The sequence below is a fragment of the Micromonospora sp. B006 genome (assembly GCF_003408515.1).
GTDB classification, from domain to species: domain Bacteria; phylum Actinomycetota; class Actinomycetes; order Mycobacteriales; family Micromonosporaceae; genus Micromonospora; species Micromonospora echinospora_A.
Genome location: NZ_CP030865.1, coordinates 6,092,501 through 6,117,002, shown reverse-complemented (window position 1 = coordinate 6,117,002; position 24,502 = coordinate 6,092,501). Strand labels below are relative to the sequence as shown.

General features: G+C 72.8%; 18 protein-coding genes and 2 rRNA genes (1 of these 20 only partly in view). 3 read left to right on the top strand and 17 right to left on the bottom strand.

Going from position 1 to position 24,502, the window contains the following annotated elements; genetic code table 11:
• Window positions 1-74 precede the first annotated feature (74 nt).
• The gene (locus MicB006_RS27465; RefSeq protein WP_116511872.1) at window positions 75-389 is read left to right on the top strand and encodes a TM2 domain-containing protein; all 315 of its coding nucleotides are present in this window, start codon (window positions 75-77) and stop codon (window positions 387-389) included.
• A 66-nt stretch (window positions 390-455) separates the two neighbouring features.
• Here the strand turns inward: MicB006_RS27465 and MicB006_RS27460 are convergent, their stop codons facing one another.
• From MicB006_RS27460 to MicB006_RS27395, 13 genes are all read right to left on the bottom strand, one after another.
• Complete coding sequence (locus MicB006_RS27460; protein ID WP_116510002.1) at window positions 456-1,061, bottom strand: NUDIX domain-containing protein; 606 nt, start codon at window positions 1,059-1,061, stop codon at window positions 456-458.
• A gap of 34 nt (window positions 1,062-1,095) precedes the next feature.
• The gene (locus MicB006_RS27455) at window positions 1,096-2,826 is read right to left on the bottom strand and encodes a CTP synthase (RefSeq protein WP_116510000.1); all 1,731 of its coding nucleotides are present in this window, start codon (window positions 2,824-2,826) and stop codon (window positions 1,096-1,098) included.
• Between the two features lie 323 nt (window positions 2,827-3,149).
• Window positions 3,150-5,696: a hypothetical protein gene (locus MicB006_RS27450; protein ID WP_116509998.1), complete on the bottom strand. Its 2,547-nt coding sequence runs from the start codon at window positions 5,694-5,696 to the stop codon at window positions 3,150-3,152.
• On the bottom strand, window positions 5,696-6,829 hold the full coding sequence (locus MicB006_RS27445) for a glycosyltransferase family 4 protein (protein WP_116509997.1): 1,134 nt from the start codon (window positions 6,827-6,829) through the stop codon (window positions 5,696-5,698). Before MicB006_RS27445 ends, MicB006_RS27450 begins: the two co-directional genes overlap by 1 nt.
• Entirely contained in the window at window positions 6,826-8,523 is a 1,698-nt protein-coding gene (gene murJ / locus MicB006_RS27440) for a murein biosynthesis integral membrane protein MurJ (RefSeq protein ID WP_116509995.1), read from the bottom strand. Before murJ ends, MicB006_RS27445 begins: the two co-directional genes overlap by 4 nt.
• Window position 8,524: 1 nt before the next feature.
• Window positions 8,525-9,388, bottom strand: coding sequence for a hypothetical protein (locus tag MicB006_RS27435; protein WP_116509994.1), 864 nt, complete (start codon window positions 9,386-9,388; stop codon window positions 8,525-8,527).
• Window positions 9,389-9,448: 60 nt separating this feature from the next.
• Window positions 9,449-10,390, bottom strand: coding sequence for a copper transporter (locus tag MicB006_RS27430; RefSeq protein WP_116509992.1), 942 nt, complete (start codon window positions 10,388-10,390; stop codon window positions 9,449-9,451).
• A 28-nt stretch (window positions 10,391-10,418) separates the two neighbouring features.
• Window positions 10,419-11,597, bottom strand: a complete 1,179-nt coding sequence (gene steA, locus MicB006_RS27425; RefSeq protein WP_116509991.1) for a putative cytokinetic ring protein SteA — start codon at window positions 11,595-11,597, stop codon at window positions 10,419-10,421.
• Between the two features lie 118 nt (window positions 11,598-11,715).
• Complete coding sequence (gene recN, locus MicB006_RS27420; RefSeq protein ID WP_116509989.1) at window positions 11,716-13,473, bottom strand: DNA repair protein RecN; 1,758 nt, start codon at window positions 13,471-13,473, stop codon at window positions 11,716-11,718.
• Window positions 13,474-14,105: 632 nt separating this feature from the next.
• Entirely contained in the window at window positions 14,106-14,990 is an 885-nt protein-coding gene (locus MicB006_RS27410; protein ID WP_073831635.1) for an NAD kinase, read from the bottom strand.
• Window positions 14,987-15,835, bottom strand: coding sequence for a TlyA family RNA methyltransferase (locus tag MicB006_RS27405; protein WP_073831636.1), 849 nt, complete (start codon window positions 15,833-15,835; stop codon window positions 14,987-14,989). Before MicB006_RS27405 ends, MicB006_RS27410 begins: the two co-directional genes overlap by 4 nt.
• 21 nt (window positions 15,836-15,856) lie before the next feature.
• Window positions 15,857-16,084, bottom strand: coding sequence for a hypothetical protein (locus MicB006_RS27400; protein WP_116509987.1), 228 nt, complete (start codon window positions 16,082-16,084; stop codon window positions 15,857-15,859).
• Window positions 16,081-16,719 carry a phasin family protein gene (locus tag MicB006_RS27395; protein ID WP_116509985.1) on the bottom strand — a complete coding sequence of 213 codons (639 nt, stop codon included), beginning with the start codon at window positions 16,717-16,719 and terminating at the stop codon, window positions 16,081-16,083. Before MicB006_RS27395 ends, MicB006_RS27400 begins: the two co-directional genes overlap by 4 nt.
• Window positions 16,720-16,831: 112 nt before the next feature.
• Here MicB006_RS27395 and MicB006_RS27390 point away from each other — a divergent pair, with 112 nt between their 5' ends.
• Entirely contained in the window at window positions 16,832-17,167 is a 336-nt protein-coding gene (locus tag MicB006_RS27390) for an SCP2 sterol-binding domain-containing protein (protein WP_073831639.1), read from the top strand.
• A 52-nt stretch (window positions 17,168-17,219) separates the two neighbouring features.
• On the opposite strand, the gene MicB006_RS27385 is transcribed toward MicB006_RS27390, so the two are convergent.
• On the bottom strand, window positions 17,220-18,215 hold the full coding sequence (locus MicB006_RS27385) for an HAD-IIA family hydrolase (protein ID WP_192900344.1): 996 nt from the start codon (window positions 18,213-18,215) through the stop codon (window positions 17,220-17,222).
• Between the two features lie 71 nt (window positions 18,216-18,286).
• Window positions 18,287-19,270 carry a Replicase polyprotein 1ab gene (locus tag MicB006_RS32100; protein WP_192900144.1) on the bottom strand — a complete coding sequence of 328 codons (984 nt, stop codon included), beginning with the start codon at window positions 19,268-19,270 and terminating at the stop codon, window positions 18,287-18,289.
• A 3-nt stretch (window positions 19,271-19,273) separates the two neighbouring features.
• Between MicB006_RS32100 and MicB006_RS32095 the strand changes: the two genes are divergently transcribed.
• A complete protein-coding gene (locus MicB006_RS32095) occupies window positions 19,274-21,118 on the top strand; it encodes a hypothetical protein (RefSeq protein WP_192900143.1) in 1,845 nt (614 codons plus the stop codon).
• A gap of 94 nt (window positions 21,119-21,212) precedes the next feature.
• Here the strand turns inward: MicB006_RS32095 and rrf are convergent.
• Together rrf and MicB006_RS27370 are read right to left on the bottom strand one after the other, a co-directional pair.
• Window positions 21,213-21,329: ribosomal RNA gene (rrf, locus tag MicB006_RS27375) — 5S ribosomal RNA — on the bottom strand.
• 76 nt (window positions 21,330-21,405) lie between these two features.
• Window positions 21,406-24,502, bottom strand: a 23S ribosomal RNA gene (locus tag MicB006_RS27370) (it continues 12 nt past the right edge of the window).

Below are 24,502 nucleotides of genomic sequence, written 5' to 3'. Positions count from 1 at the left end.
CTGACGGTGTGTCAGGCGTGGGCCAGGCTGGCCGGTGGAGACGTCATCAGCCGACAGGACAGAGTTCGGTAAATATCCTTCCACGAACGGGGTGCCGGGGCCGACAGGACGCGAGTCGATCACTATTGTGTCCGCTCATGACCACTCCTTACCAGCAGTACCCGCAGGGCGTCTCGGACAAGAGCAAGGTCGTCGCGGGTGTGCTCCAGATCCTCCTCGGCGGCTTCGGCATCGGCCGGTTCTACATGGGCGACACCAAGACCGGTGTCATCCAGCTCATCGTCACGCTCGTGACGTGCGGTATCGGCGCGATCTGGGGCCTCGTCGACGGCATCCTGATCCTCGTCAACGGCGGTGTCGACGGGCAGGGCCGCCCGCTGCGCGACTGACCACCGGAACGGAAAGGGGCCGCCCGGCGCACAGCGCCGCGCGGCCCCTTCGTCGTCGGTTCCCGATCAGCGCGGCAGCGGCGCCTCCGGCCGGCGCAGCTCGGTGAAGCCGGTCTCGCGGGCGCGGGCCGCGGCGAGCAGCCCGGCCACGCAGGACGCGTTGGTGATCTCACCGGCCAGCACCATCCGCACCGCCTCGTCCAGGTCGACGCGCACCACCTGGAGGTCGGCCTCCTCGTCGTGCCGGTCGTGCCGCTGCTCCGCCGGCACCTCGGCCAGCTCACGGGCCAGGAACACCCGGACCACCTCGTCGGCGAAGCCGGGCGAGCTGTGCAGGTCCACAAGGACGTCCACGCGCCCGGCGGTCAGGTCCGCCTCCTCGGCCAGCTCACGCAGCGCCGCGGCGGCCAGGTCCTCGCCGCCGACGTCCATCAGCCCGGCGGGCAGCTCCCACAGGTGCCGGCCGACCGGGTGCCGGTACTGGCGGATCAGCACCACCTGACCGGCGTCGTCGAGCGCCACCACGGCGACCGCGCCGACGTGCCGCACGTAGTCCCGGGTCGCCTCGCCGCCACCGGGCATGGTGACGTCGTCGCTGACCACGGAGAAGATCCGGCCGGACCAGATCTGGCGGCGCGCGGTCACCTCGTACCGGTGCTCGACGCCGCTCACGCCGCCTCCCCGCACGCCCGCGCGGACCGCCCGCTCACTTGGCCGAGGCCTTCGCGCCACCGCCGCGGCCGGCCTTCTTCGACGCGCCGTCCAGGTCCACCGGCAGCTGGTCGGCCTGCGAGTACGCCACGGCGGCGCCGACGAACGCGGCGAACAGCGGGTGCGGGCGGGTGGGGCGGCTCTTGAGCTCCGGGTGCGCCTGGGTGGCCACGAAGAACGGGTGCAGGTTGCGGTCCAGCTCGACGAACTCCACGAGCCGCCCGTCCGGCGAGGTGCCGGAGATGGTCAGCCCGGCCTTGGTGAGCTGGTCGCGGTAGGCGTTGTTCACCTCGTACCGGTGGCGGTGCCGCTCGCTGACCTCGGTACTGCCGTACGCCTCGGCGACGATCGACCCCTCGGCCAGCTTCGCCGGGTACGCCCCGAGCCGCATGGTGCCGCCCAGGTCGCCGCGGCCGGCCACGATGTCCTCCTGGTCGGCCATGGTGGCGATGACCGGGTGCACGGCCTCCTCGTCGAACTCCAGGGAGTTCGCCCCGTCGAGGTTGGCCAGGTGACGGGCCACCTCGATGGTCATGCACTGCAGGCCGAGGCAGAGGCCGAGCAGCGGGATGCCGTTCTCCCGCGCGTACCGGGCGGTGCCGACCTTGCCCTCGATGCCGCGGACGCCGAAGCCGCCGGGAATCACGATGCCGTCGACGCCGGACAGCGCGGCGGCCGCGCCGGCCGCTGTGACGCAGTCGTCGCTCGGCACCCACTTGAGCTTCACCCGGGCGCGGTGGCCGAACCCGGCCGCCCGGACCGCCTCGCTGACCGACAGGTACGCGTCGGGCAGGTCGACGTACTTGCCGACGAGCGCGACGGTGATCGTGTGCCGCGGCTGGTGCACCCGCTCCAGCAGGTCGTCCCAGCGGGTCCAGTCGACGTCGCGGAACGACAGACCGAGCCGGCGCACCACGTACGCGTCGAGGCCCTCGCGGTGCAGCACCTTCGGGATGTCGTAGATGCTCGGCGCGTCCGGGGCGGCGGTGACCGCCTCCCGGTCGACGTCGCAGTACAGCGACAGCTTCTCCTTGACCTTGTCCGGGATCTCCCGGTCGCAACGCAGCACCAGCGCGTCGGGCTGGATGCCGATGCTGCGCAGCTGCGCCACCGAGTGCTGGGTCGGCTTGGTCTTCAGCTCGCCCGACGGCGCCAGGTACGGCACCAGCGACACGTGCAGGTAGAAGCAGTTGTCCCGGCCCAGGTCGTGGCGGATCTGCCGGATCGACTCCAGGAACGGCAGCGACTCGATGTCGCCGACCGTGCCGCCGACCTCGGTGATCACCACGTCGGGCACCTGGCCGTCGGCGTCCGGGTCGGCCATGCCGCGGATCCGGGCCTTGATCTCGTTGGTGATGTGCGGGATGACCTGCACCGTGTCGCCGAGGTACTCCCCGCGCCGCTCCTTGGCGATCACCGCCGAGTAGATCTGCCCGGTGGTGACGTTCGCCTTGCCGGAGAGGTCCCGGTCGAGGAACCGCTCGTAGTGGCCGACGTCGAGGTCGGTCTCGGCGCCGTCCTCGGTGATGAAGACCTCGCCGTGCTGGAACGGGTTCATCGTGCCGGGGTCGACGTTCAGGTACGGGTCGAGCTTCTGCATCACCACGCGCAGTCCGCGCGCGGTCAGCAGACTGCCGAGGCTGGAGGCGGTGAGGCCCTTACCCAGCGAGGAGGCGACGCCCCCGGTGACGAAAATGTGCCTGGTCGTCCGTGCTGTAGGGGCCAAGGCCTGCTCCCGTGTCGTCCGTAGCGGTCGTGCGAACCGCCGTGCCGATCAGACAAGTGATCACGCGATCCACGGGATTCCACGGTAACACCATCCGGACCGTGAGCCGGCGTCGCACCCGCTGTCGGCGCACGTGAGGCCGGTGCCGGCCCTCCCCCGGCGCTCGTAGGGCGCTCCTCCGGCCCGGGTCCAGCCCGGTCCGGGCCCTTGATCAACACCACATCGCCGGTGTGGTGCCTTCCGCAGGGCCTCGACCCCACCACCTCCCCGAACTGGCGGGCGGGGCGGGGGCGGCACACCGACCCGGAGGGCCGCGGGACGGGTCAGCCGGCGGGGATCTCCGAGGACGCCGGGGTCGGCTGTGCGGGGACCCGCGCCCCTGCGACGGGCGGCCCGTTCGGCGCCTCACTGCCGACATGGCCCTGCCGATCGGGTTCGGCCGGTTCTCCGGCCTCCCCCGGATCGCCGGCACCGTCACCGACCGGGCCGGCATCATCCAGCCGACCACCACCCGCACCGTCGCCGACTGGGCGGTCACCCGCCGACCCATCGCCACCGCCCAGCCTGTCGGCAGCCGGCCGGCCACCACCATCCGCACCGCCATCGGCCAGCCCGTCGCCCGCCGGCCGGCCAACACCCGCACCGTCGCCACCCGCACCGTCGCCAGCCGGGCCGTCGCCAGCCGGGCCGTCGCCAGCCGGGCCGCCTCGGGAAGGGCTGTCCGGGCCGCCCGGTGGGACCGCATCCCTCTCGCCGCCGGGACGGCCGCTGTCGGGCAACGTGCGGTCGGTGGAGTGGTCGAGCACCCGCAGCGCCGACAGCGCCGCCATGGGCACCACGAGCGCCGCCGCCGCACCGGCCACGTCCAACGCCGAGCCGCCCAGCACACCGCCCAGCCCGACGGCCACGGCGGTGCCGGCGATCGCCGCCCGGATCGCCGGGTAGATGCCGAACAGCCGCATCAGCCCGCCCCACGGCTGGAGCAACGCCAGCCAGACCAGCGCCGCACAGGCCAGGGCCAGCACGGTGAGCGGGCTGTTCACCAGCGTCTGGATGTTGGAGTCGCCGGAGCGGTGCACGGTGAGCCCGCCGGTGCCGTCGCCGAGCGCGGCCAGGAACCGGCCCAGGCTCCCCCGCTCCTCGGCGGGTCGGCCCAGGTCGACCAGGGCGAAGCCGATGGTGACCGCGAGCGCGGCCATGGTGGCCCAGGCCAGCCGGCTCACGGTGAGCCAGCCGCCGGTGCAGATGGCGGCCGCCACGCTGACCCCGGCGGTGAGCGCGATCGCGCCGATCGAGTCGGCGCCCAGGTACGGGCTGCCCACTATCACCACGGCCAGTCCTCCGACGGCGACCATCACCATCGGCCGCCAGCCCTTGCGGAACCGCTGGGCGAGCCAGCCGCCGCACAGCAGTGACCCGGCGACGAACACGCCCAGCCCGACGGTGCCCAGCCCGGCGTACCGGCCGCCCTCCAGCGCGGAGTAGCCGACCACGCCGTTGAGCTGCAACCGGGAGCCGGTGAGCACGTCCACGCCGACCACGAGCGCGGCCAGCCCGGCGACCGCGCCGAGCGGGCCGAGCGTCCGCTCGTGCCCGGGGCTGAACCGGACGAGGGCGGTGCCGCCGACGACGAGCAGCGCGGTCACCGAGGCGTACCACAGGCCGGCGTGGCTGCCGCGCCACCAGGGCACGGCGTCGGCCAGCAGCGCCGCGGGCACGGCGAGGGCGGCGGCGATCAGCAGCAGCTCCACCACCGCCACGACGCGCCGGGACACCGGTTCGGGGCCGTGCGGTCCGGCGTGCCGGCGGGCCCGGCGCAACAGCGGCAGCACCGCCACCGCGAGGGCCAGCTGGGCGGCGGCGAGCAGGGTGAAGAACCAGCCGGCGACGCGCCGTTGGGCGGCGGCCTCCCGGTCCGCGTCGGCCGGCGCCTCGATGGCGGCCCGCAGGTCGTCGGGCCGGTCGTCGACTGTGACAGCGGGCCGGCCGACGAAGGCCCGATCCGGGGCGGGTCGGTCCAGCACGGCGAGCACCGTCGGGGCCAGGTCGACGAGTTGCAGGTAGCCGGAGCGGGCGGTGCTCGGCGAGGTCAGCCAGCCACCGTCCCAGCCGGGGCCGTCGGCGATCGCGACGTGCAGCCGCGCCGGGGAGTCGGTGTCCGAGACGCCCGCTACCAGCACCAGCGAGCGCGGCGGACGGGCGGCGAGCACCCGGGCCAGCCGGGCGTCGGCCTGCCGCGCCTGAGCCGCCCGTACGGCCGGGTCGTCGTCGTCGACGGTGCCGACGTCGACGATGCTCAGCACGCAGGAGCCGAGCAGGTCCGCCGGGTTCTCGGGCAGCGTGGGCGCGTACCTGTCGACCCGGCCGAACGGACGGGCGGCAGCCACCGCGGCGCCCGGCCCCACCGCAACCGAGCAACGCACCGACTCGGCCAGCGCGCCGGGCTTGGCGCCCCAGGCGAGCTGCTCCTGGTTGTGCGCCACGACGCTCGGCTGGTCGGGCAGGTTCGCGCCGATGCCGTCGGGCCGTTCGACAGTGACGCCGGCGGCCGGGCAGCCACCGCCCGGGCGGGCGCCGGGCCAGGCGGCGAAGTTCCCGGCGCCGAGGGTGAGCCAGCCGTCGACCGGGCAGGTTGGCCGGTGCGCGGAACGCACCGACAGGGAGCCGATCGCGCCCTGCTCGGCCATCCGCCACAGCGTCGGCGTGTTCTCCGGGTCGACGTCGTCCCAGCGCAGGCCGGCCGCGCCGACGAGCACCACGAAGTCGGCGCCGGGCCGGTGCGCGCCGTCGTCCGGCCGGGCGGCCAGCGCGGTGATGCCCAGCGCCACCACGACCAGGGTCAGCAGGACCGGGGTCAGTCGGCGCAGCATCAGCGGTTCCCGGCGGAGTGCTGGGGTGTCAGCTCGGCGTAGAGGTCGGCGAGGGCGGCCACGGTGTCCGCCTCGGTGGGCCAGGTCGCGGCGCGGGCGGCGCCCCGGCGGCCCAGCTCGGCCCGGCGGGCCGGGTCGTCGAGCAGGTCGCGCACGGCCGCGTCGACGGCGTCCACGTCCCCGGGTGGCACCAGCACGGCCCCGTCGCCGACCAGCTCCGGCAGCCCGCCGACGGCGGTCGCGACGAGCGGTACGCCGGCGCGCAGCGCTTCCTGCGCGAACAGCTGGCGGGCCTCCCAGTCGCTGGTCACCACCGCGAGGTCGGCGCCGGCCAGCAGGTCCGCCACGTCGGTGCGGTGCCCGAGCAGCGTGACCGGCGCGCGGGCGGCCGAGATCCGGGCGGCCAGCGGCAGGTACGCGGGTCCGCTGCCGGCGATCACCACGGCCGGGGCGGGGGTACGGGTTCGCCAGCGGGCGGCGGCGTCGATGAGCAGGTCGTACCGCTTCTGCGGGTGCAGCCGGCCCACCGAGAGGATCAGCGGACGGTCGGCGGTGACGCCGAACTCGGCGCGGACGGCGGCGCGGCGGCGGCGCGGCGCGGGCAGGGTGGGCGCGGCGACCGGGGCCAGGCGCGCGTCGGCGGCGCCCAGCGCGGCGGCGCGCTCGACCAGGTCGGCGGAGGCGCCCAGGGCGACCCGGGCGGCGCGGGCGACGATCCGCTCGACCAGCCGGGACGCCACGCCGCGCAGCCCGGTGGCGAGGACCGCGTTGTGCCAGGTGACGACGAGCGGTGCGGTGGGTCGGGCGAGCGCGGCGACCAGGCCGGCGCGCAGCCCGTGCGCGTGCACCACGTCGACGGGTGTGTCCGCGAGCGCGCGGCGCAGCGCGGTGACCGCGCGCGCGTCGCCCGGTGTGGGGCTGGCCGGGATCTCGACGGGGGTGAACCGGGCGCCGGCGCCGGTGAAGCCGAACTGCTCCTCGGTGGCGGCCGGGCCGCACACCAGCACCGACGCTCCGGCCTCGGTGAGTCCTCCGACGATCGAGCGCACGTGCTGCCCGACCCCGCCGGTGCTGGAGGCCAGCACCAGGGCCACCGACCCGGGCCAGCGCGGTGCGGGCGAGGCGTCCGTCATGAGGAAACGGTCTCCTTTCCGTCGCCCCGCTCGCCGGGGTGCTGCTGCGCCGGCGGGCCGTCGTCCCCGCCGGACGGGCGTCGCCGGCCCAGCCGGCGGGTCACGGCCGCGAGCAGCGGCCGCAGGTCGCGGGCGTCGGTCAGCCAGGCGACGGCGAGGAACAGGACACCGACCACGACCCCGGACAGCATGCCCTGCGCGAGGGCCTGCGGTGTCGTCGGGGTGCCGTCACCCAGCGCGGCGAGTCCCGCCGCGACGGCCGCCCCGCCCGCTCCGGCGACCACTGCGGCGAGCAGCCCGGCGGCGCCGGCCCGGCCGATCCCGGCGAGCGCCTCACCCCCGGCGGCACGCCGTACGGCGGCGAGCAGCAGCGCGCCGAGCAGCACCATGCCGGCGGAGGTCGCCAGCGTCACCGCGAGGACCCGGTCGGCCAGCGGCAGCGCCTGGGCGAACAGGACAGCGAACGCGGGCACGCTGAGCCAGCCGAGCGCGGTGGCGACGGTGGCCGAGCGGGTCTCGCCGCGCGCATACAGGGCGCGGGTCAGCACCGCGAACAGGCCGTAGCCGAGCAGGCCGGGCGCGAATCCGGCGATCCCGGCCGCTGCGGTGCGCGCGTCGAGCGGGTCGGCGAAGAAGAAGTGCCCGACCGGGATCGCGGTGCCGACGAGCGCGGCGGCGCCGAGCAGGCTGAACAGCACCACGCCGCGTACCGCCGGGGCGAGCGTCTCCCGGTAGGCCCGTTCGTCGCCGCCGGCCCGGGCCGCCACGAGCGTCGGGTACGCCGCCACCGCCAGCGGCACCGCCAGCACCGCCCAGGGCAGGAAGTAGACGGTCTGGGCCAGGTTGTAGACGCCGACGTCGGCGGTCCGGCCGTAGGTGACCTGGTTGAGCGCGACGACCAGGGCGATCTGCTGGGCGGCGACGGTGACCACCCCGGCGACGGCCAGGCCGCCGACCCGGGCCCGGGCGTCGGCCGGGAACCGGTAGCCCGGCCGGATCCGTAGCCTCAGCCGGCGCAGCGGGATCAGCAGCGACAGCGAGAGCACCACCACGCCGAGCGTGGTGCCGGCGGACAGCAGCAGCTCACCGCCGCGCCCGGCCTCGCCGATCGTGGCCAGCCGTCCCTCGGTCGCGGTGAAGGCGAGGTAGACGCCGATGACGGTGATGCTCGACAGCAGCGGCGCGATGACCGGCCAGGCGAACCGGCGGTGCGCCTGGAGCACCCCGGTGAGCACGATGCCCACGCCGTAGAGCGGCAGCTGCGGCGCGAAGACGCGCAGCATCCGGGCCCCGGACGCCTGCTGCGCCTCACTGAGGCCGTCGCCGATCAGGCCCGGCAGCGGGTCGGCGAAGACCGCCACCAGCACCGCCAGCGGAACCAGCAGGCTCAGCGTCCAGGTCAGCAGCGCGCCGGTGGTGGCGGCCACCGCGCGCCGGTCACCCGCCTCGACGGCGCCGGCCAGCAGCGGTACGACGAGACTGGCGAGCGCCCCGCCCGCGACGATCTCGAAGATGAAGTTCGGGACGTAGTTCGCCACCAGGTAGGCGCCGCCGAGGTCGCTGGTGGACAGCATCCAGGTGAACACGGCGGTACGGCCGAAGCCGGCGAGCCGGCTGAGGACGGTGAGGACGGCGATGAGGGCGGCCGCCCCGGCGACCCGGCCGGCGGCGGCGAGAGGAGCCGGTTTCGTCACGTCAGTCCGGGAGCCGGCCCAGCTCGTCGAGGTGCCGCAGCCCCGGCGTGGACGCGATGACCTGGGTGAAGCTGACCTTCTCGCTGGCGGCGGTGAGCGCGGCGAGCACGGCCAGCACGCCGGCGCGGCCCAGCGGCCCGGTACGCGCGGCCAGGCTCACGCCGAGCAGCGCACCGAGCGCGTTGGCGCCGCTGTCCCCGACCATCACCCGTTCGCCCAGGTCGTCCCCGACCAGCGCGGCCGACGCGCCCACGGCGCCCGCCGCGATGCCGCCGTACTGGCCGGCGGTCAGCGGCACGCCGAGCAGCATGCCGGACTTCAGCGCCCGGCCGGGCCGCAGGTCGAGCAGGTTGACCAGGTTGGCGGTGCCGGCCACCACGCCGGCGCCGAGCAGCACGTCGAGCCCTCGGCCGAAGGCGCCGGCCCGCTGGCGGCGCGGGTGTGCGGCGACCCGCCGGTCGGCGGCGAGCAGCGCCGCGGCGCCGAGCCCGGCCACACCCACCCCGGCGACCTTCACCATCCCGGCGGTGACCTGGCCCTCGCGCAGCGCGGCGAGGTGCCCGGCGAAGCCCTTGGCGGCCTTCTGTTCGGGGCGTGCGCCGACCACGTCGTCGTAGAGGCCGACAGCGCCCGCGCCGAGCCCGGCGACGAGCGCGGCGGCGCCGGCCGGGGCGCTGCCGGCGCCCAGCGCGGCCCCGGTCGCCGCGCCCACTGCGAGGGCCGGTCCGGCGGCCAGGGTCACGGTGCGGCCCCGGTAGTTGGTGCGCTCCAGCGCCGGCCCGCCCGGCGACGTGCGCGTCTGGCGCAGCGCGTAGCGGGCGGCCAGCACCCCCGCGCCCACGGCGAGCAGCCGACCCAGTCTCACGGGACCTCCTCGATCCGGACTTCGAACGCGACGCGGCACGGACCGGGCGGCCCGCAGCGGTCACCGGGGCAGTGTAGGCACCCGGGAGGTGGCGTTGTCGCCCACGCCGTACTGGCCGGTCTTCTTCTCGGTGAGCTGCTGTGCCAGGGCGAGGCTGGTGCCCAGCTGGCCCTGCACGGTGTTGGCGTTGTCGACGGTGGAGATGGTCTGCGCCAGCACCGGGTCGCCCCGCACCACGGAGACCAGGTTCCCGCCGGTCGAGCCCATGCCGGCGACCACGAGCGCCCCGGCATGGTCGAACTGCTCGGCGATCTTCACCACCGACTCGTCCTTCTTCGCCGAGTCCTTGTCCACGTACGGCTGGCCGGTGACCATCACCACCGCCTCTGCGGCGGTGGAGATCTTGTCCGCCGGGGTGAGGTAGCCGGCGGTGGCGTAGTGCTCCAGCACGGTGCGCCGGTCGGCCTCGCTGACCGCCGGGCTGCCCGCGGGGCGGTCCACCAGGACGTTCGCCAGCAGCGCGCTGGAGGTCTCCACGCCGTGCCCGTTGCCGGGCAGGTTGGCGGTGGGGGCGCTGTTCGGCCGGGCGGCGGTGACGGCCAGCTCCAGCAGGTTGTTGTTGCTGTCCGGGTTGACGAACTTGTCCTGGACGTCGATGCGGCCGGTGACGTCGGCCCCGGCGGTCTGGAGCATCTTCGTCACGCCCTCGGCCTGGTCGCGGCCGCTGGGCAGGGTGAGCACCAGCACCCGGCGGCCGGTCAGCTTGCCGGGCAGGACGAGCTGGGCCATCTCGGCGGCGAAGTCCTCCTCGGTCTCCAGCTGCTTCTGCATGCTGTTGACTGTCTGGCGCATCAGCGAGTTGTCCTTGCGCAGACCGTTGACGTTCTCCCGCAGCGAGTCGGCGACCGGCCCGTTGAGCGCGGCGGTGCCGACCACCAGGCCGATCGCCAGCGCCAGGAAGACCGCGGTCAGGGACACCACGTGGTAGCGAAAGTTGATCACGCTTGCAGCCTCTTGATCGTCGGGGGAGCTAGAAGAGCTGGCCGAGCTGGAACACGAAATTGTCCCACCATTCGGAGACCACGCCCAAATACGCCTTCCCGACGGTGGAGACCGCCACCGCGGAGGCCATCGCGGCCACCGCCGACAGGACCAGCAGCAGCAGCGATGACCCGGAGATGCTCTGCCGGTAGAGCCGGCTGACGCCCTTGGCGTCGACCAGCTTGCCGCCCACCTTCAGGCGGGTCAGGAACGTCGACGCCATGCCGCCGCGGCCCTTGTCCAGGAACTCCACCAGGGTGGCGTGGGTGCCGACGGCAACCAGCAGGGAGGCGCCCTTCTCGTCGGCCAGCAGCATGGCGAGATCCTCGCTGGTGGCCGCCGCCGGGAAGGTGATGGCCGGTACGCCGAGGCCGTTGACCCGGGCCAGGCCCGGGGCCCGCCCGTCCGGGTAGGCGTGCACGATCACCTCGGCGCCGCAGCGCAGCACGTCGTCGGTGACCGAGTCCATGTCCCCGATGATCATGTCCGGGGTGTAGCCCGCCTCGACGAGCGCGTCGGCCCCGCCGTCGACGCCGATCAGCACCGGCTTGAACTCCCGGATGTACGGGCGCAGCACGTCCAGGTCGGCCTTGTAGTCGTAGCCGCGCACCACGATCAGGCAGTGCCGGCCCTGGATCTGGGTCTGGATCTCCGGTACGCCGACGCCGTCGAGCAGCAGGTCACGTTCCTGGCGCAGGTAGTCCATCGTGTTGGCGGCGAACGCCTCCAACTGCACCGACAGGCCCTCCCGGGCGTCGGCCATCGACTTGGCCACGGTCTCGGCGTCCTGCAACGTGCCGTGCGCGACCGGCTCGTCGCCCACGAAGACCGTGTTGCCCTCGATGCGGACCCGGTCGCCCTCGCGGACCTGCTCGAAGACACTCTCACCGAGGTCGTCCAGCAGCGGGATGCCCGCGGAGATCAGCACCTCCGGACCGAGGTTGGGATAGCGCCCGGAGACCGACGGCTTGGCGTTGAGCACCGCCGCCACGCCCACCGCGACGAGCGAGTCGGCCGCCACCCGGTCCAGGTCGACGTGGTCGATGACCGCGATGTCGCCGGGGCGCAGCCGCCCGACCAGCCGTTTCGTCCGGCGGTCGAGGCGCGCGGTGCCGACGATGGAGCCCGGCTCCGGGTTCCGGCTCCGGCGCAGTATGGGTAGACGCATCGTGACCATCCTGGCATGTGAGGCAGGTTTTGCTGTCGCGACATGCCTGAGCAGGGCCGCCTACCCAGGGAAGCACACCGGAACCCGCCCCGGTGTGCTTGCGCTCACAATCGGGGTATCACGGACGCCTTTCCTTGGCCGCCACGGCCAGGAGCTCCTCGGCATGGGCGATACCCAGATCCGAGTCCGGCAAACCGGCGAGCATCCGGGCGAGTTCCCGGGCGCGCTCGGTGTCCTCCACCACGCGCACCCCGCTCGTGGTGACCGCTCCCCCGGTGTCCTTGGCCACCACCAGGTGCCGGTCGGCGAACGCGGCGACCTGCGGCAGGTGAGTGACCACGAGCACCTGGTGGCTGCGGGCCAGCCGGGCCAGCCGGCGGCCGATCTCCACCGCGGCCTGGCCGCCAACACCCGCGTCGACCTCGTCAAACACCAGCGTGGGCGGGCCGCCGGAACCGGCGAAGACCACCTCGATGGCGAGCATCACCCGGGACAGCTCGCCGCCGGAGGCGCCCTTCTGCAGCGGCAGCGCCGGCGCGCCCGGGTGGGCCAGCAGCCGCAGCTCCACCTCGTCGGCGCCGTCCGCGCCGACGCCGGTCTCGACGCCGTTGACCGGCAGGCTCGGCTCGGACCGGCCCGCCGGGCGGGGCAGCACCGCCACCTCGATGCGGGCGTGCGGCATGGCCAGCCCGGCCAGCTCGACAGTCACCTGCTCGGCGAAGCGGACCGCGGCCTCCCGCCGGGACGCCGACACCCGGCCGGCGAGGTCGGCCACCTCACCGGCGAGCCGGGTCGCCTCGCGGTCCAGCTCGTCCAGCAGCTCGTCGGAGGTGTCCAGATCGGACAGCCGGGTCCGGGCCCGCTCGGCCCAGGCGACCACGCCGTCGACGTCGTCGGCGTACTTGCGGGTGAGCCCGCGCAACGCGGCCCGCCGCTCGTAGATGGTCTGCAGGCGGGCCGGGTCGGCGTCCAGCGCGGCCAGGTAGGTGGACAGCTCCGCGGCCACGTCGGTGACCAGCGTGGCGGCCTCCTCCAGCCGGGCCGCCAGCTCGCCCAGCGCCGGGTCGGTGCCGGCCTGCGCCTCCAGCGTGCGCCGCGCGGTACCGAGCAGCGTCGCCGCGTCCGGCGTCTCGTCGGCCGCCTCGACGCCGCCGGCCACGCACTGCTGCGCGACCTGCGCCGCGGTGCGCAGCCCTTCGGCGTGCTCCAGCCGCTGCGCCTCCGCCTTCAGCTCGTCGTCCTCCCCCGGCTGGGGGTCGACCCGGGTGATCTCGTCCAGGCCCAGCCGCAGCAGATCGGCCTCCTGGTTGCGCTCGCGCGCGTTGCGCCGCCGGTCGGCCAGGTCGTCGACGACGGTGCGCCACCGGGCGTACGTCTCGCGCAGCGCCTCGAGCAGCTTCTCGTGCTCCGGGCCGGCGAACCGGTCGAGCGAGGCCCGCTGCTCGGCCGGGCGCAGCAGCCGCAGCTGGTCGGACTGGCCGTGCACGGCGAGCGCCTGCTCGCCGACCTCGCCGAGCGTGGACACCGGCATGGCCCGGCCGCCCAGGTGCGCGCGGGAGCGCCCTTCGATGGTGACGGTGCGGCTGAGCAGCAGCGAGCCGTCCTCGTCGGGCTCACCGCCGGCGTCGACGATGCGGGCGTGCACCGACTCGGCGACCCGCCCGCCCAGGCGCAGCCGGCCCTCCACCACCGCGCGGCCCGGCTGGGCGCGCACCCGGCCGGCGTCGGCGCGGCCGCCGAAGAGCAGGCCGAGGCCGGTCACCACCATGGTCTTCCCGGCGCCGGTCTCGCCGGTGATGACGTTCATCCCCGCGGCCAGCGGCAGCGTGGTGTCCTCGATGACGCCCAGTCCGGTGATGCGCAGCTCTTCCAGCACAGCACCCGACAGTAGCCCCGCCGTGTGACAGTTGACCAGCCGGCAGGTCGAGCCGCGGGCATCCGTACGGTTCAGCCCCGTGCTGGAGGCCTGACCCGGACGAGGAGGAGCTCCACCGCAGCCTGGTACGGGCGGACACGGCCCGGGTCGGTGAGCTCGCGCAGCGGCTGGGCCGCCGACTGGCCGTGGCGGACGGTCGCACCGCGATCTGCCCGCTGGTGTCCGACCACGGCGGCTGGCCGACCTGACGGCCGCCGCACCGGCGGCATGTCGCCGGTGGACACGAGCACAGCGCGGTGGAGGGCCGGGACGCCGGAGATCGCGTCGCCCAGCTCGCGCGCCGCCGCTTCCTCCGGCGGCGGCTCCGCGACCTGTCCGCCCGACGGGGTCGACACCCGATCGGACGCGGCGCGCCGGTCCGCCCGCCGCGGCCGGCTTCGACGCTCCGGCGTCCCGACCGTCGCGGCCCCGACCACCCCCTGGCCGAGCCCGCGACATCGGGGCCACGCATCCGGAAGCGGCGGGCCTCACCGCCGCGCCCGGACTCACCTCATCGCGGCCCGTACGCCCACCGTAACGCGCGCGGCGGCCCGGACCGGTGGTCCGAACGGAGGTTTCCGCTGATCCGTCGGTCAGCGACGGTTGCCCCGCCAGCCCTGGACGGGCAGGTCGAACTTGGCCACCAGCCGGTCGGTGAACGGGCGCGCCCGCAACCGCACGATGCGCACCGGCAACGTGCCCCGGCGTACCGTGACCCGGGCGCCGGGCGGCAGGTCGTAGACGCGCCGGCCGTCGCAGCAGAGCACGGCCAGGGTGGTGAACGGGTCGACGGTGATGACGAACGTCGACGTCGGCGCGGTCACCAGCGGGCGGCTGAACAGCGCGTGCGCGCTGATCGGCACCAGCAGCAGCGCCTCCACCTCGGGCCAGACCACCGGCCCACCGCCGGAGAACGCGTACGCCGTGGAGCCGGTCGGGGTCGCGCAGATCACGCCGTCGCAGCCGTACCGGGACAGCGGCCGGCCGTCCACGTCGACGAGCAGCTCCAGCATCTGGGCGCGCTCGCCCTTCTCCACGCTGATCTCGTTGAGCGCCCACGACTCGATGGTCGGCCCGCCCTCGAACTCGGCGGTGACGTCCAGCGTGAGCCGTTCGTCCACGCTGTAGTTGCGCTCGACCACGTCCCGTACCGCGGTGTCCAGGTCGTCGATCTCCGCCTCGGCGAGGAAGCCGACCTTGCCGAGATTGATGCCCAGCAACGGGACCTTCGTCGGACGGGCCAGCTCGGCCGCGCGCAGGAACGTGCCGTCCCCGCCGAGCGCGAAGACGATCTCGGCGCCCTCGGCCGCCTCCGGACCGGTCACCGGCACCACTCCGGGCAGGTCCAGGTCGTCGGCCTCCTCGGCCACCACCCGCACCTCGAAACCGGCGGCGATCAGGTCGGCGGCCACCGCGCGGGCGTGCTCGGTGCTGCGTCGACGGCCGGTGTGCGTCACCAGCAGCGCGGTGCGGCTCACCCGGACACCTCCTCGGTCGTGGCCGCCGTGGTGGCGGCGCCCTGCGGACCGGCGGCCACCACCGCGCGGACCCGCTCCGGGTCCGCGGCGGGCGCGTCCCCGCGCAACCATACGAAGAACTCGACGTTGCCGCTCGGCCCGGGCAGCGGGCTGGCCGCCACACCGGCGAGCCCGAGACCGAGCCCGGCGGCCGCCGCGGCCACGTCCAGCACCGCCTCCGCGCGCAGCGCCGGATCGCGGACCACACCGCCGGCGCCGACCCGCTCCTTGCCGACCTCGAACTGCGGCTTGACCATCAGCGCCAGGTCGCCGCCGGGGCCGGTGCACGCGGCCAGCGCGGGCAGCACCAGGCGCAGTGAGATGAACGACAGGTCGGCCACCGTCAGGTCGACCGGGCCGCCGATCGCCTCCGGCGTGAGCGTACGCACGTTCGTGCGCTCGAACACCCGGACCCGCTCGTCGGTGCGCAGCGACCAGGCGAGCTGCCCGTAGCCGACGTCCACGGCGACCACCTCTGCGGCGCCGCCGCGCAGCAGCACGTCGGTGAAACCACCAGTCGACGCGCCGGCGTCCAGGCAGCGCCGGCCCGTGACGGTCAGCCCGCCGGGGGCGAACGCGGCGAGCGCGCCGGCCAGCTTGTGGCCGCCCCGGGAGACGTACTCCTGCGCCGGATCCTCGCCGGTGACCAGCAGCGGGTCGGCCGGGTCGACCATCGCCGCGGCCTTTCGCGCCGGCACTCCACGCAGCTGGACGCGACCGGCCTCCACGAGCGCGGCGGCCTGTTCCCGGGAACGGGCCAGGCCGCGCCGGACCAGTTCGGCGTCCAGCCGGGTACGACGAGCCATCAGGTGTGTCTCCGCCTCTGCTCAGGCCTGGTCGATGGTGGCGAGGGTCTCGCGCAGCGTCTCGTACGCCGCCTCGTACTGGGCGATCTGGTCGGCCGGGGCGAGCGCCTCGGCGTTGGCCATGCCGAGCACGGCGGCGTCCACCGCCGGGTGCCGCGCCTCGCCGAACTCCTCGACCGGCGCGGGGCGTACCCCAGGGGGCGGTCCGGGCCGCGGGCCCGGCGGCGGACCGGGCCGGGGCGCGGTCACGAGCCGTCCGCCCGGCGCCCGGTGGCCTTCTTCGCCGGCCGGGCGGGCGCGGCGGGCGAGCCGTCGGCAGGGGTACGGGCCATGGTGGCGGGCGGCTTCTTCGCGATCGCCTTCTTGGCCACCGTCTTCTTCGCCACCGCCTTCGTCGGCGTCGTCGCCGGGGTCCCGGCGGCGGCCTTCGGCTGCCCGGCCCCGGACGGCGCTGCCGGTGACGGCTCGGCGCTGGACGGCTCGGTCTCCGGAGCGGCCGCGCCGGACGGCGCCGCGGCGGCCCGGGTCGGGGCGGCGGGCTCGGACGCTCCGGCGGGCGGCGTCTCGCCGGGCCCGAGGTTGCCGCGCGCCTCGCGCAACTGCCGCTCCAGGTCGTGCACCCGGCGGGTCAGCTCGGCGACCTCGTCGGCGGTGGCCAGCCCGACCGCGCCCAGCGCCCGGTCCACCTCGAAGCGGACGAGCTTCGTCAGCGACTCCCGGTTCGCCAGGCCGGTGGCGACCAGTTCCTCGGCGAGCGTCTGGATCTGGGCGGCGGTCGCGCCACCCTGGCCGACGACGCGCATGACCGCGTCCTGTGCCTTCTTCCGGGGCGCCTCCGTCAGGCCCATGGCCAGCTCGAGGTAGGCGCGCCACGCGTCCTGCATGCCTGAGTCCTTCCGCGGGGCGAGGTGTGCAGGTGCCACGCTACCGGGCACCCCGGACGCCCCATTGCGGTACGGTGCCGGGAAACGGCGTGGTTCGTGGTGAGGAGACGATGTGGCCAGCGTGGACGAGTGCCGGCAGGCGTTGCACGACCTGGCCGCGCGGCTGGACCGCAACGCCGAGGCGCAGGGACGCATCGACCTCGACCGCACCCTGGCCTGCCGGATCACCGATCTCGACACGGCTTTTCACGGGCGGCTGGAGGGCGGACGGCTGGTTGACCTGGCCGACGGCGACGATCCGAAGGCGAAGATCGCCCTGAGCGCGGGCAGCGACGACCTGGTCGCGCTGGTGCACGGCCGCCTCGACGTGATGTCGGCGGTCGCCTCCCGGCGGGTCTCGATCAAGGCGAACCCGTTCGACCTGATGAAGCTCCGCAAGCTGCTCTAGTCGATCCGCCGCGCAGGCCGCCCGCCGCTCAGCCGTCGGGCCGGTTCGCCGCTCAGCCGTCGAGGCCGAACGCGGCGAGCGCCTCCGCCGCCGCCGGGGACTGCGCCCGCACGCGCGGCCCGGCCGACGCCGTCCAGGCCACCGCGCAGAGCGCAGCGAGGGCCTCCAGCGGCGGTCCCGCGCCGTCGAGCACGAGGTCCGCGCCGGCCTCCGTCACCGACCAGCCGCCTGCGGTCGCCCGGCCCGGCACCGCCACCACCGCGGCCGGGTCGAACAGCCCCGCCAGGTCGAACGAGACGTACGTGGGGCGGCGCTCCTCGGGCGCGGCCAGCAGCTCGGCAGCGTCGCTGACCCCGGTGAGCACCAGCAGGCTGTCCAGCCCGGCCCGGCGCGCGCCCTCGATGTCGGTGTCCAGCCGGTCCCCCACCACGAGCGTGCGCCCGCTCCCGGCCCGGCGCGCGGCGGTGGCGAACAGCGCCGGCTCCGGCTTGCCCACCACCACGTCGGGGTCACGACCCAACGCGGTACGCAGCACCGCGACCAGTGAGCCGTTCGCCGGCAGCGGGCCGCGCGGGCTGGGCAGGGTGCGGTCGGTGTTCGTGGCGTACCAGGGCGCGCCCGCGCGTACCGCCAGGGACGCCTCGGCCAGGTCGGACCAGCCGACCTGCGGACCGTAGCCCTGGGCCACGGCGGCGGGCTCCTCGTCGGCGGTGGACACCGGCCGCAGGCCCACCGCGCGCAGCTCGGCCCGCAGCGCCTCCGCGCCGACCACGAGCACCGGCGCGCCCTCGGGCAGCCGGTCCCGGAGCAGCTCGGCCGTGGCCGCCGCGGAGGTGAGCACCTCCGCCGGCTGCGCCGGGACGCCCATGCCGGTGAGCAGGTCCGCCACCTCGCTGGAGCGCCGGGAGGCGTTGTTCGTCGCGTACGCGACGGCGCGCCCCTCGGCGTGCAGCCGGCCGACCGCCTCGACCGCGCCGGGGATGGGCCGGTCGATCAGGTAGATGACGCCGTCCAGGTCGAAGACGACAAGCGAGTACGCGTCGACCAGCCGGCCGCCCGCACCGGCGCGGCCGGGTCGCCCCTGGTCCGCGCCGGTAGCGGTGTCCCCGCCGTACCCGGTCACCGGCGCTCCGCCGCCTCGCCCTCGCCGGCCGCGGCGTCGCCCGGCGCGGGCCGGTCGGCGTCGGCCTTGTCCGCCGTGGTGTCGTCGGCGTCCGGAGCGGTGGTGGTCGGCTCGTCGGCCGCCGCGACGAAGGTCGGGGTGGTGGCGGTGCTGGTGGCGAGGGAGCCGGCCTCGGTGTCGGTCAGCTCGTCGTCGTCCAGATCGCCGGCGTCACGGTCCCGGTAGCCGGCCCGTGCCGCGTCCCCGCCGGCACCCGACGTGATGTCGTCGCCGCCGCTCAGACGCGCGTCATCCTCGCGGTCGTCGTCATCGTCGAGGTCGTCATCGTCGTCGTCATCATCGTCATCATCGTCATCATCGTCATCATCGTCGTCATCGTCGTCGTCGAGGTCGTCCTCGTCGTCGTCCTCGTCGCGGGTGTCCTCGGCCGAGGGCTCGGACGCGTCCGCGTCGTCCTCCGGCTCGTCGTCGCCCTCGATGACCACGCCGTCCAGCTCCAGCAGCCGCTCGGCGGCGTCGGTCTCCCCCTCGGAGTCGACGTCGGCAGCCCGGGAGAACCACTCCCGCGCCTCCTCGCGCCGGTCCACCGCCAGCAGGGCGTCCGCGTACGCGTAGCGCAGTCGCGCGGCCCACGGCTCGGCCGAGTCGCCGGTCAGTTCGCGGACCTGCAGCATCGCCACGGCCGCGTCCTTCTGCCCGAGGTCGCCGCGCGCGCCGGCGGCCACGATGAGCAGCTCGATCGCGACGGCCTGGTCGAGCTTGTCCCGGTCGGCCCCGCGGAACAGGTCGATCGCCCGCTCCGGCCGGCCCAGGGCCCGCTCGCAGTCGGCCAGTACGGCCAGGTGGCTCTGCAGGCCGCTCATCCGGTGGTACGTCCGCAGCTCGGCAATGGCCGTCTGCCACTCACCCGCGTGGTACGCGGCAAGCCCGACGGCCTCCCGCACAGCGGCGATCCGCGAGGCGAGCCGGCGGGCCGCCATGGCGTGCGCCAGCGCCAGCGACGGGTCCTCGTCGATCAGCAGCCCGGGCGCGACCAGGTGCCGGGCGACAGTCTCCGCGACCGGCTTGGCGAGGGAGAGCAGCTCCGCCCGGACGGGCGAGTCGAGGTCGCTTGCGACGACCTCGTCCGGCAGCTCCGGCGCCTCACCGGTACGCCCCTCGCCACGCTCGTCCCGGCGCTCGCGCTGCGGACCGTAGTTGCCACGGCGGTCGTCGCCACCCGGCCGGTCACCGTAGCCACGGCGCTCGCCGTCCCGCTCACCCCGGAAACCGCCCGGCCCCCGGTCGTCGCGCTGGAAGCCACGGTCGCGGTCACCGCCCCGGGAACCGCCCTCGCGGCGGTCGCCACCGGCGTAGCTCTCCCGGCGGTCGCCGCCCTGGTAGCCACCTTCGCGACGGTCACCACCACGGAAACCGCCCTCGCGGGCACCGCCTTCACGACGGTCGCCACCACGGAAACCACCGTCACGGTCACCACCGCGGAAGCCGCCCTCGCGGCGCTCGCCACCACGGAAACCGCCCTCACGGCGCTCGCCACCGCGGAAGCCGCCCTCACGACGGTCACCACCGGCGAAGCCACCTTCACGACGGTCCCCACCACGGAAACCGCCCTCACGGTCACCGCCCCGGAAGCCGCCCTCGCGACGCTCACCGCCACGGAAACCGCCCTCGCGGGCGCCACCCTCGCGGCGGTCACCACCACGGAAACCACCGTCGCGCCGGTCGCCACCGCCGAAGCCGCCTTCACGGCGCTCCCCGCCGCGGAAGCCACCCTCACGGTCGCCACCACGGAAACCGCCCTCACGGCGCTCGCCACCGCGGAAGCCGCCCTCACGACGGTCACCACCGGCGAAGCCACCTTCACGGCGGTCGCCGCCCCGGAAGCCACCCTCACGGCGGTCGCCGCCACGGAAGCCACCCTCACGACGGTCACCACCGGCGAAGCCACCTTCACGGCGGTCACCGCCACGGAAGCCGCCGTCGCGGGCGCCGCCCTCGCGACGGTCGCCACCGCGGAAGCCGCCCTCGCGACGCTCACCGCCACGGAAGCCACCGTCACGGTCGCCGCCCCGGAACCCGCCTTCGCGACGGTCGCCGCCCGGGCGGTTTCCACTCCGGAACCCGCCCTCACGGTCGCCACCGCGGAAACCGCCCTCACGGCGGTCGCCACCGCCGAAGCCGCCCTCGCGACGGTCACCGCCACGGAAGCCACCTTCACGACGGTCACCGCCGCCGGAGCCACCCTCGCGACGCTCACCACCGCGGAAGCCACCGTCACGGTCGCCCCCCCGGAACCCGCCTTCGCGACGGTCACCGCCCGGGCGGCTCCCACTCCGGAACCCACCCTCACGGTCACCACCACGGAAACCGCCCTCACGACGGTCACCGCCACGGAAGCCACCTTCACGACGGTCACCGCCGCCGGAGCCGCCTTCACGGCGGTCGCCACCGCGGAAGCCGCCGTCGCGGCTGCCTCCCTCGCGACGGTCGCCGCCACGGAAGCCACCCTCGCGACGCTCACCGCCACGGAAGCCACCGTCACGGTCGCCTCCACGGAACCCGCCTTCGCGACGGTCGCCGCCCGGGCGGTTCCCACTCCGGAACCCACCCTCACGGTCGCCACCACGGAAACCGCCCTCACGGCGGTCACCGCTCCGGGCACCACTGTCACGGTCGCCACCACGGAAGCCGCCCGGGCGGTCGTCGCGGCCGCCCCGGTACGAGGGACGGTCATCGCGACGGCCGTCGCGGCCGGCGTCACCACGCCCCTGGCCACGGTCGGCGCGATCCTCGTAACGACGGGGGCGGTCCCCGCCCTGGGGTCCTGAACTCACAGGTACATCCTTCCTGATGGCGTTTCCGCCGAGAACGCTAACGCAGTCGAGGGCCGCCCCTGCTGGGGCGGCCCTCGACTGGAAGTTTGTCCGGCGGTGTCCTACTCTCCCACACCCTCCCGAGTGCAGTACCATCGGCGCTGGAGGGCTTAGCTTCCGGGTTCGGAATGTTACCGGGCGTTTCCCCTCCGCCATGACCGCCGTAACTCTATGAACATATCAAACAACCAACCACGGGTTGTTGTGTGTTCAGAGTTGCACAGTGGACGCGTAGCAGCTTAGTAGTCAAGTCCTCGGCCTATTAGTACCGGTCAACTGAACCCGTTACCGGGCTTACATTTCCGGCCTATCAACCCAGTCGTCTAGCTGGGGGCCTTACCCCACAAAGTGGGTGGGATACCTCATCTTGAAGCGAGCTTCCCGCTTAGATGCTTTCAGCGGTTATCCCTTCCGAACGTAGCTAACCAGCCGTGCCCCTGGCGGGACAACTGGCACACCAGAGGTTCGTCCGTCCCGGTCCTCTCGTACTAGGGACAGCCCTTCTCAAGTATCCTACGCGCACGGCGGATAGGGACCGAACTGTCTCACGACGTTCTAAACCCAGCTCGCGTACCGCTTTAATGGGCGAACAGCCCAACCCTTGGGACCTGCTACAGCCCCAGGATGCGACGAGCCGACATCGAGGTGCCAAACCATCCCGTCGATATGGACTCTTGGGGAAGATCAGCCTGTTATCCCCGGGGTACCTTTTATCCGTTGAGCGACACCGCTTCCACATGCCAGTGCCGGATCACTAGTCCCGACTTTCGTCCCTGCTCGACCTGTCAGTCTCACAGTCAAGCTCCCTTGTGCACTTGCACTCAACACCTGATTGCCAACCAGGCTGAGGGAACCTTTGGGCGCCTCCGTTACCCTTTAGGAGGCAACCGCCCCAGTTAAACTACCCACCAGACACTGTCCCTGAACCGGATAACGGTCCGAAGTTAGATACCCAAATCAACCAGAGTGGTATTTCAAGATTGCCTCCACCCATACTGGCGTATGGACTTCACCGGCTCCCACCTATCCTACACAAGCTAATTCAGATACCAATGTCAAGCTATAGTAAAGGTCCCGGGGTCTTTCCGTCCTGCCGCGCGTAACGAGCATCTTTACTCGTAATGCAATTTCGCCGGGCCTGTGGTTGAGACAGTGGGGAAGTCGTTACGCCATTCGTGCAGGTCGGAACTTACCCGACAAGGAATTTCGCTACCTTAGGATGGTTATAGTTACCACCGCCGTTTACTGGCGCTTAAGTTCTCCGCTTCGCCCCGAAGAGCTAACAGGTCCCCTTAACGTTCCAGCACCGGGCAGGCGTCAGTCCATATACATCGAATTACTTCTTCGCATGGACCTGTGTTTTTAGTAAACAGTCGCTTCCCCCTGCTCTCTGCGGCCATACAACGCTCCACCCGCGCGGGGCTTCACGTCTCCGGCCCCCCTTCTCCCTAAGTTACGGGGGCAATTTGCCGAGTTCCTTAACCACAGTTCGCCCGATCGCCTCGGTATTCTCTACCTGACCACCTGTGTCGGTTTGGGGTACGGGCCGCTAAGAACTCGCTAGAGGCTTTTCTCGGCAGCATAGGATCACTGACTTCACCTGAATCGGCTCGGCATCACGTCTCAGCCTCAATGGTGTGCGGATTTGCCTACACACCGGCCTACACGCTTACCCCGGCACAACCACCGGCCGGGCTCAGCTACCTTCCTGCGTCACCCCATCGCTTGACTACTACCCGCCAGGTTCCCACGCTCCCCACCATTGGTCCGAAGACCGCCGGCGGTTCGGGTGGTTAGCACAACGAGGTTCGTCAGGGTCGCTCTTTCGCGGGTACGGGAATATCAACCCGTTGTCCATCGACTACGCCTCTCGGCCTCGCCTTAGGTCCCGACTCACCCAGGGCGGATTAGCCTGGCCCTGGAACCCTTGGTCATCCGGCGGAAGGGTTTCTCACCCTTCTTTCGCTACTCATGCCTGCATTCTCACTCGTGCCGCGTCCACAACTGGGTCACCCCGCTGCTTCACCCCCGGCACGACGCTCCCCTACCCATCCACACACCTGCATACCCCATCAAGGAGGCACGAAGTTAAAATGTGAATGCCACAGCTTCGGCGGTGTGCTTGAGCCCCGCTACATTGTCGGCGCGGAACCACTTGACCAGTGAGCTATTACGCACTCTTTAAAGGGTGGCTGCTTCTAAGCCAACCTCCTGGTTGTCTATGCGACCCCACATCCTTTTCCACTTAGCACACGCTTAGGGGCCTTAGCTGGTGATCTGGGCTGTTTCCCTCTCGACTACGAAGCTTATCCCCCGCAGTCTCACTGCCGCGCTCTCACTTACCGGCATTCGGAGTTTGGCTGATTTCGGTAAGCTTGTGGGCCCCCTAGACCATCCAGTGCTCTACCTCCGGCAAGAAACACGCGACGCTGCACCTAAATGCATTTCGGGGAGAACCAGCTATCACGGAGTTTGATTGGCCTTTCACCCCTAACCACAGGTCATCCCCCAACTTTTCAACGTTGGTGGGTTCGGCCCTCCACGCGGTCTTACCCGCGCTTCAGCCTGCCCATGGCTAGATCACTCCGCTTCGGGTCTAGAGCATGCGACTAAAAACGCCCTATTCAGACTCGCTTTCGCTACGGCTCCCCCACACGGGTTAACCTCGCCACATGCCACTAACTCGCAGGCTCATTCTTCAAAAGGCACGCCGTCACCCCGCAAGGCTCCGACGGATTGTAGGCGAACGGTTTCAGGTACTATTTCACTCCCCTCCCGGGGTACTTTTCACCATTCCCTCACGGTACTTGTCCGCTATCGGTCACCAGGAAGTATTTAGGCTTACCAGGTGGTCCTGGCAGATTCACGGCAGATTTCAGGAGTCCGCCGCTACTCGGGAACACCCACAGAAGACCAGCAGCTTTCACCTACCGGACTATCACCGTCTACGGTCAGCCATTCCAGACTGTTCGACTAACCACTGGCTTTGTAACTTCTCCAACAGATGTCAGTCTGTTGAGCAGGGTCCCACAACCCCGACCACGCAACCCCTGACAGGTATCACACGCAGCCGGTTTAGCCTCAATCCGCTTTCGCTCGCCACTACTCACGGAATCACTATTTGTTTTCTCTTCCTACGGGTACTGAGATGTTTCACTTCCCCGCGTTCCCCCCACACACCCTATGTGTTCAGGTGCGGGTGACATCACATGACTGATGCCGGGTTTCCCCATTCGGACACCCTGGGATCACAGCTTGGTTGACAGCTCCCCCAGGCCTATCGCGGCCTCCCACGTCCTTCATCGGCTCCTGGTGCCAAGGCATCCACCGTTCGCCCTT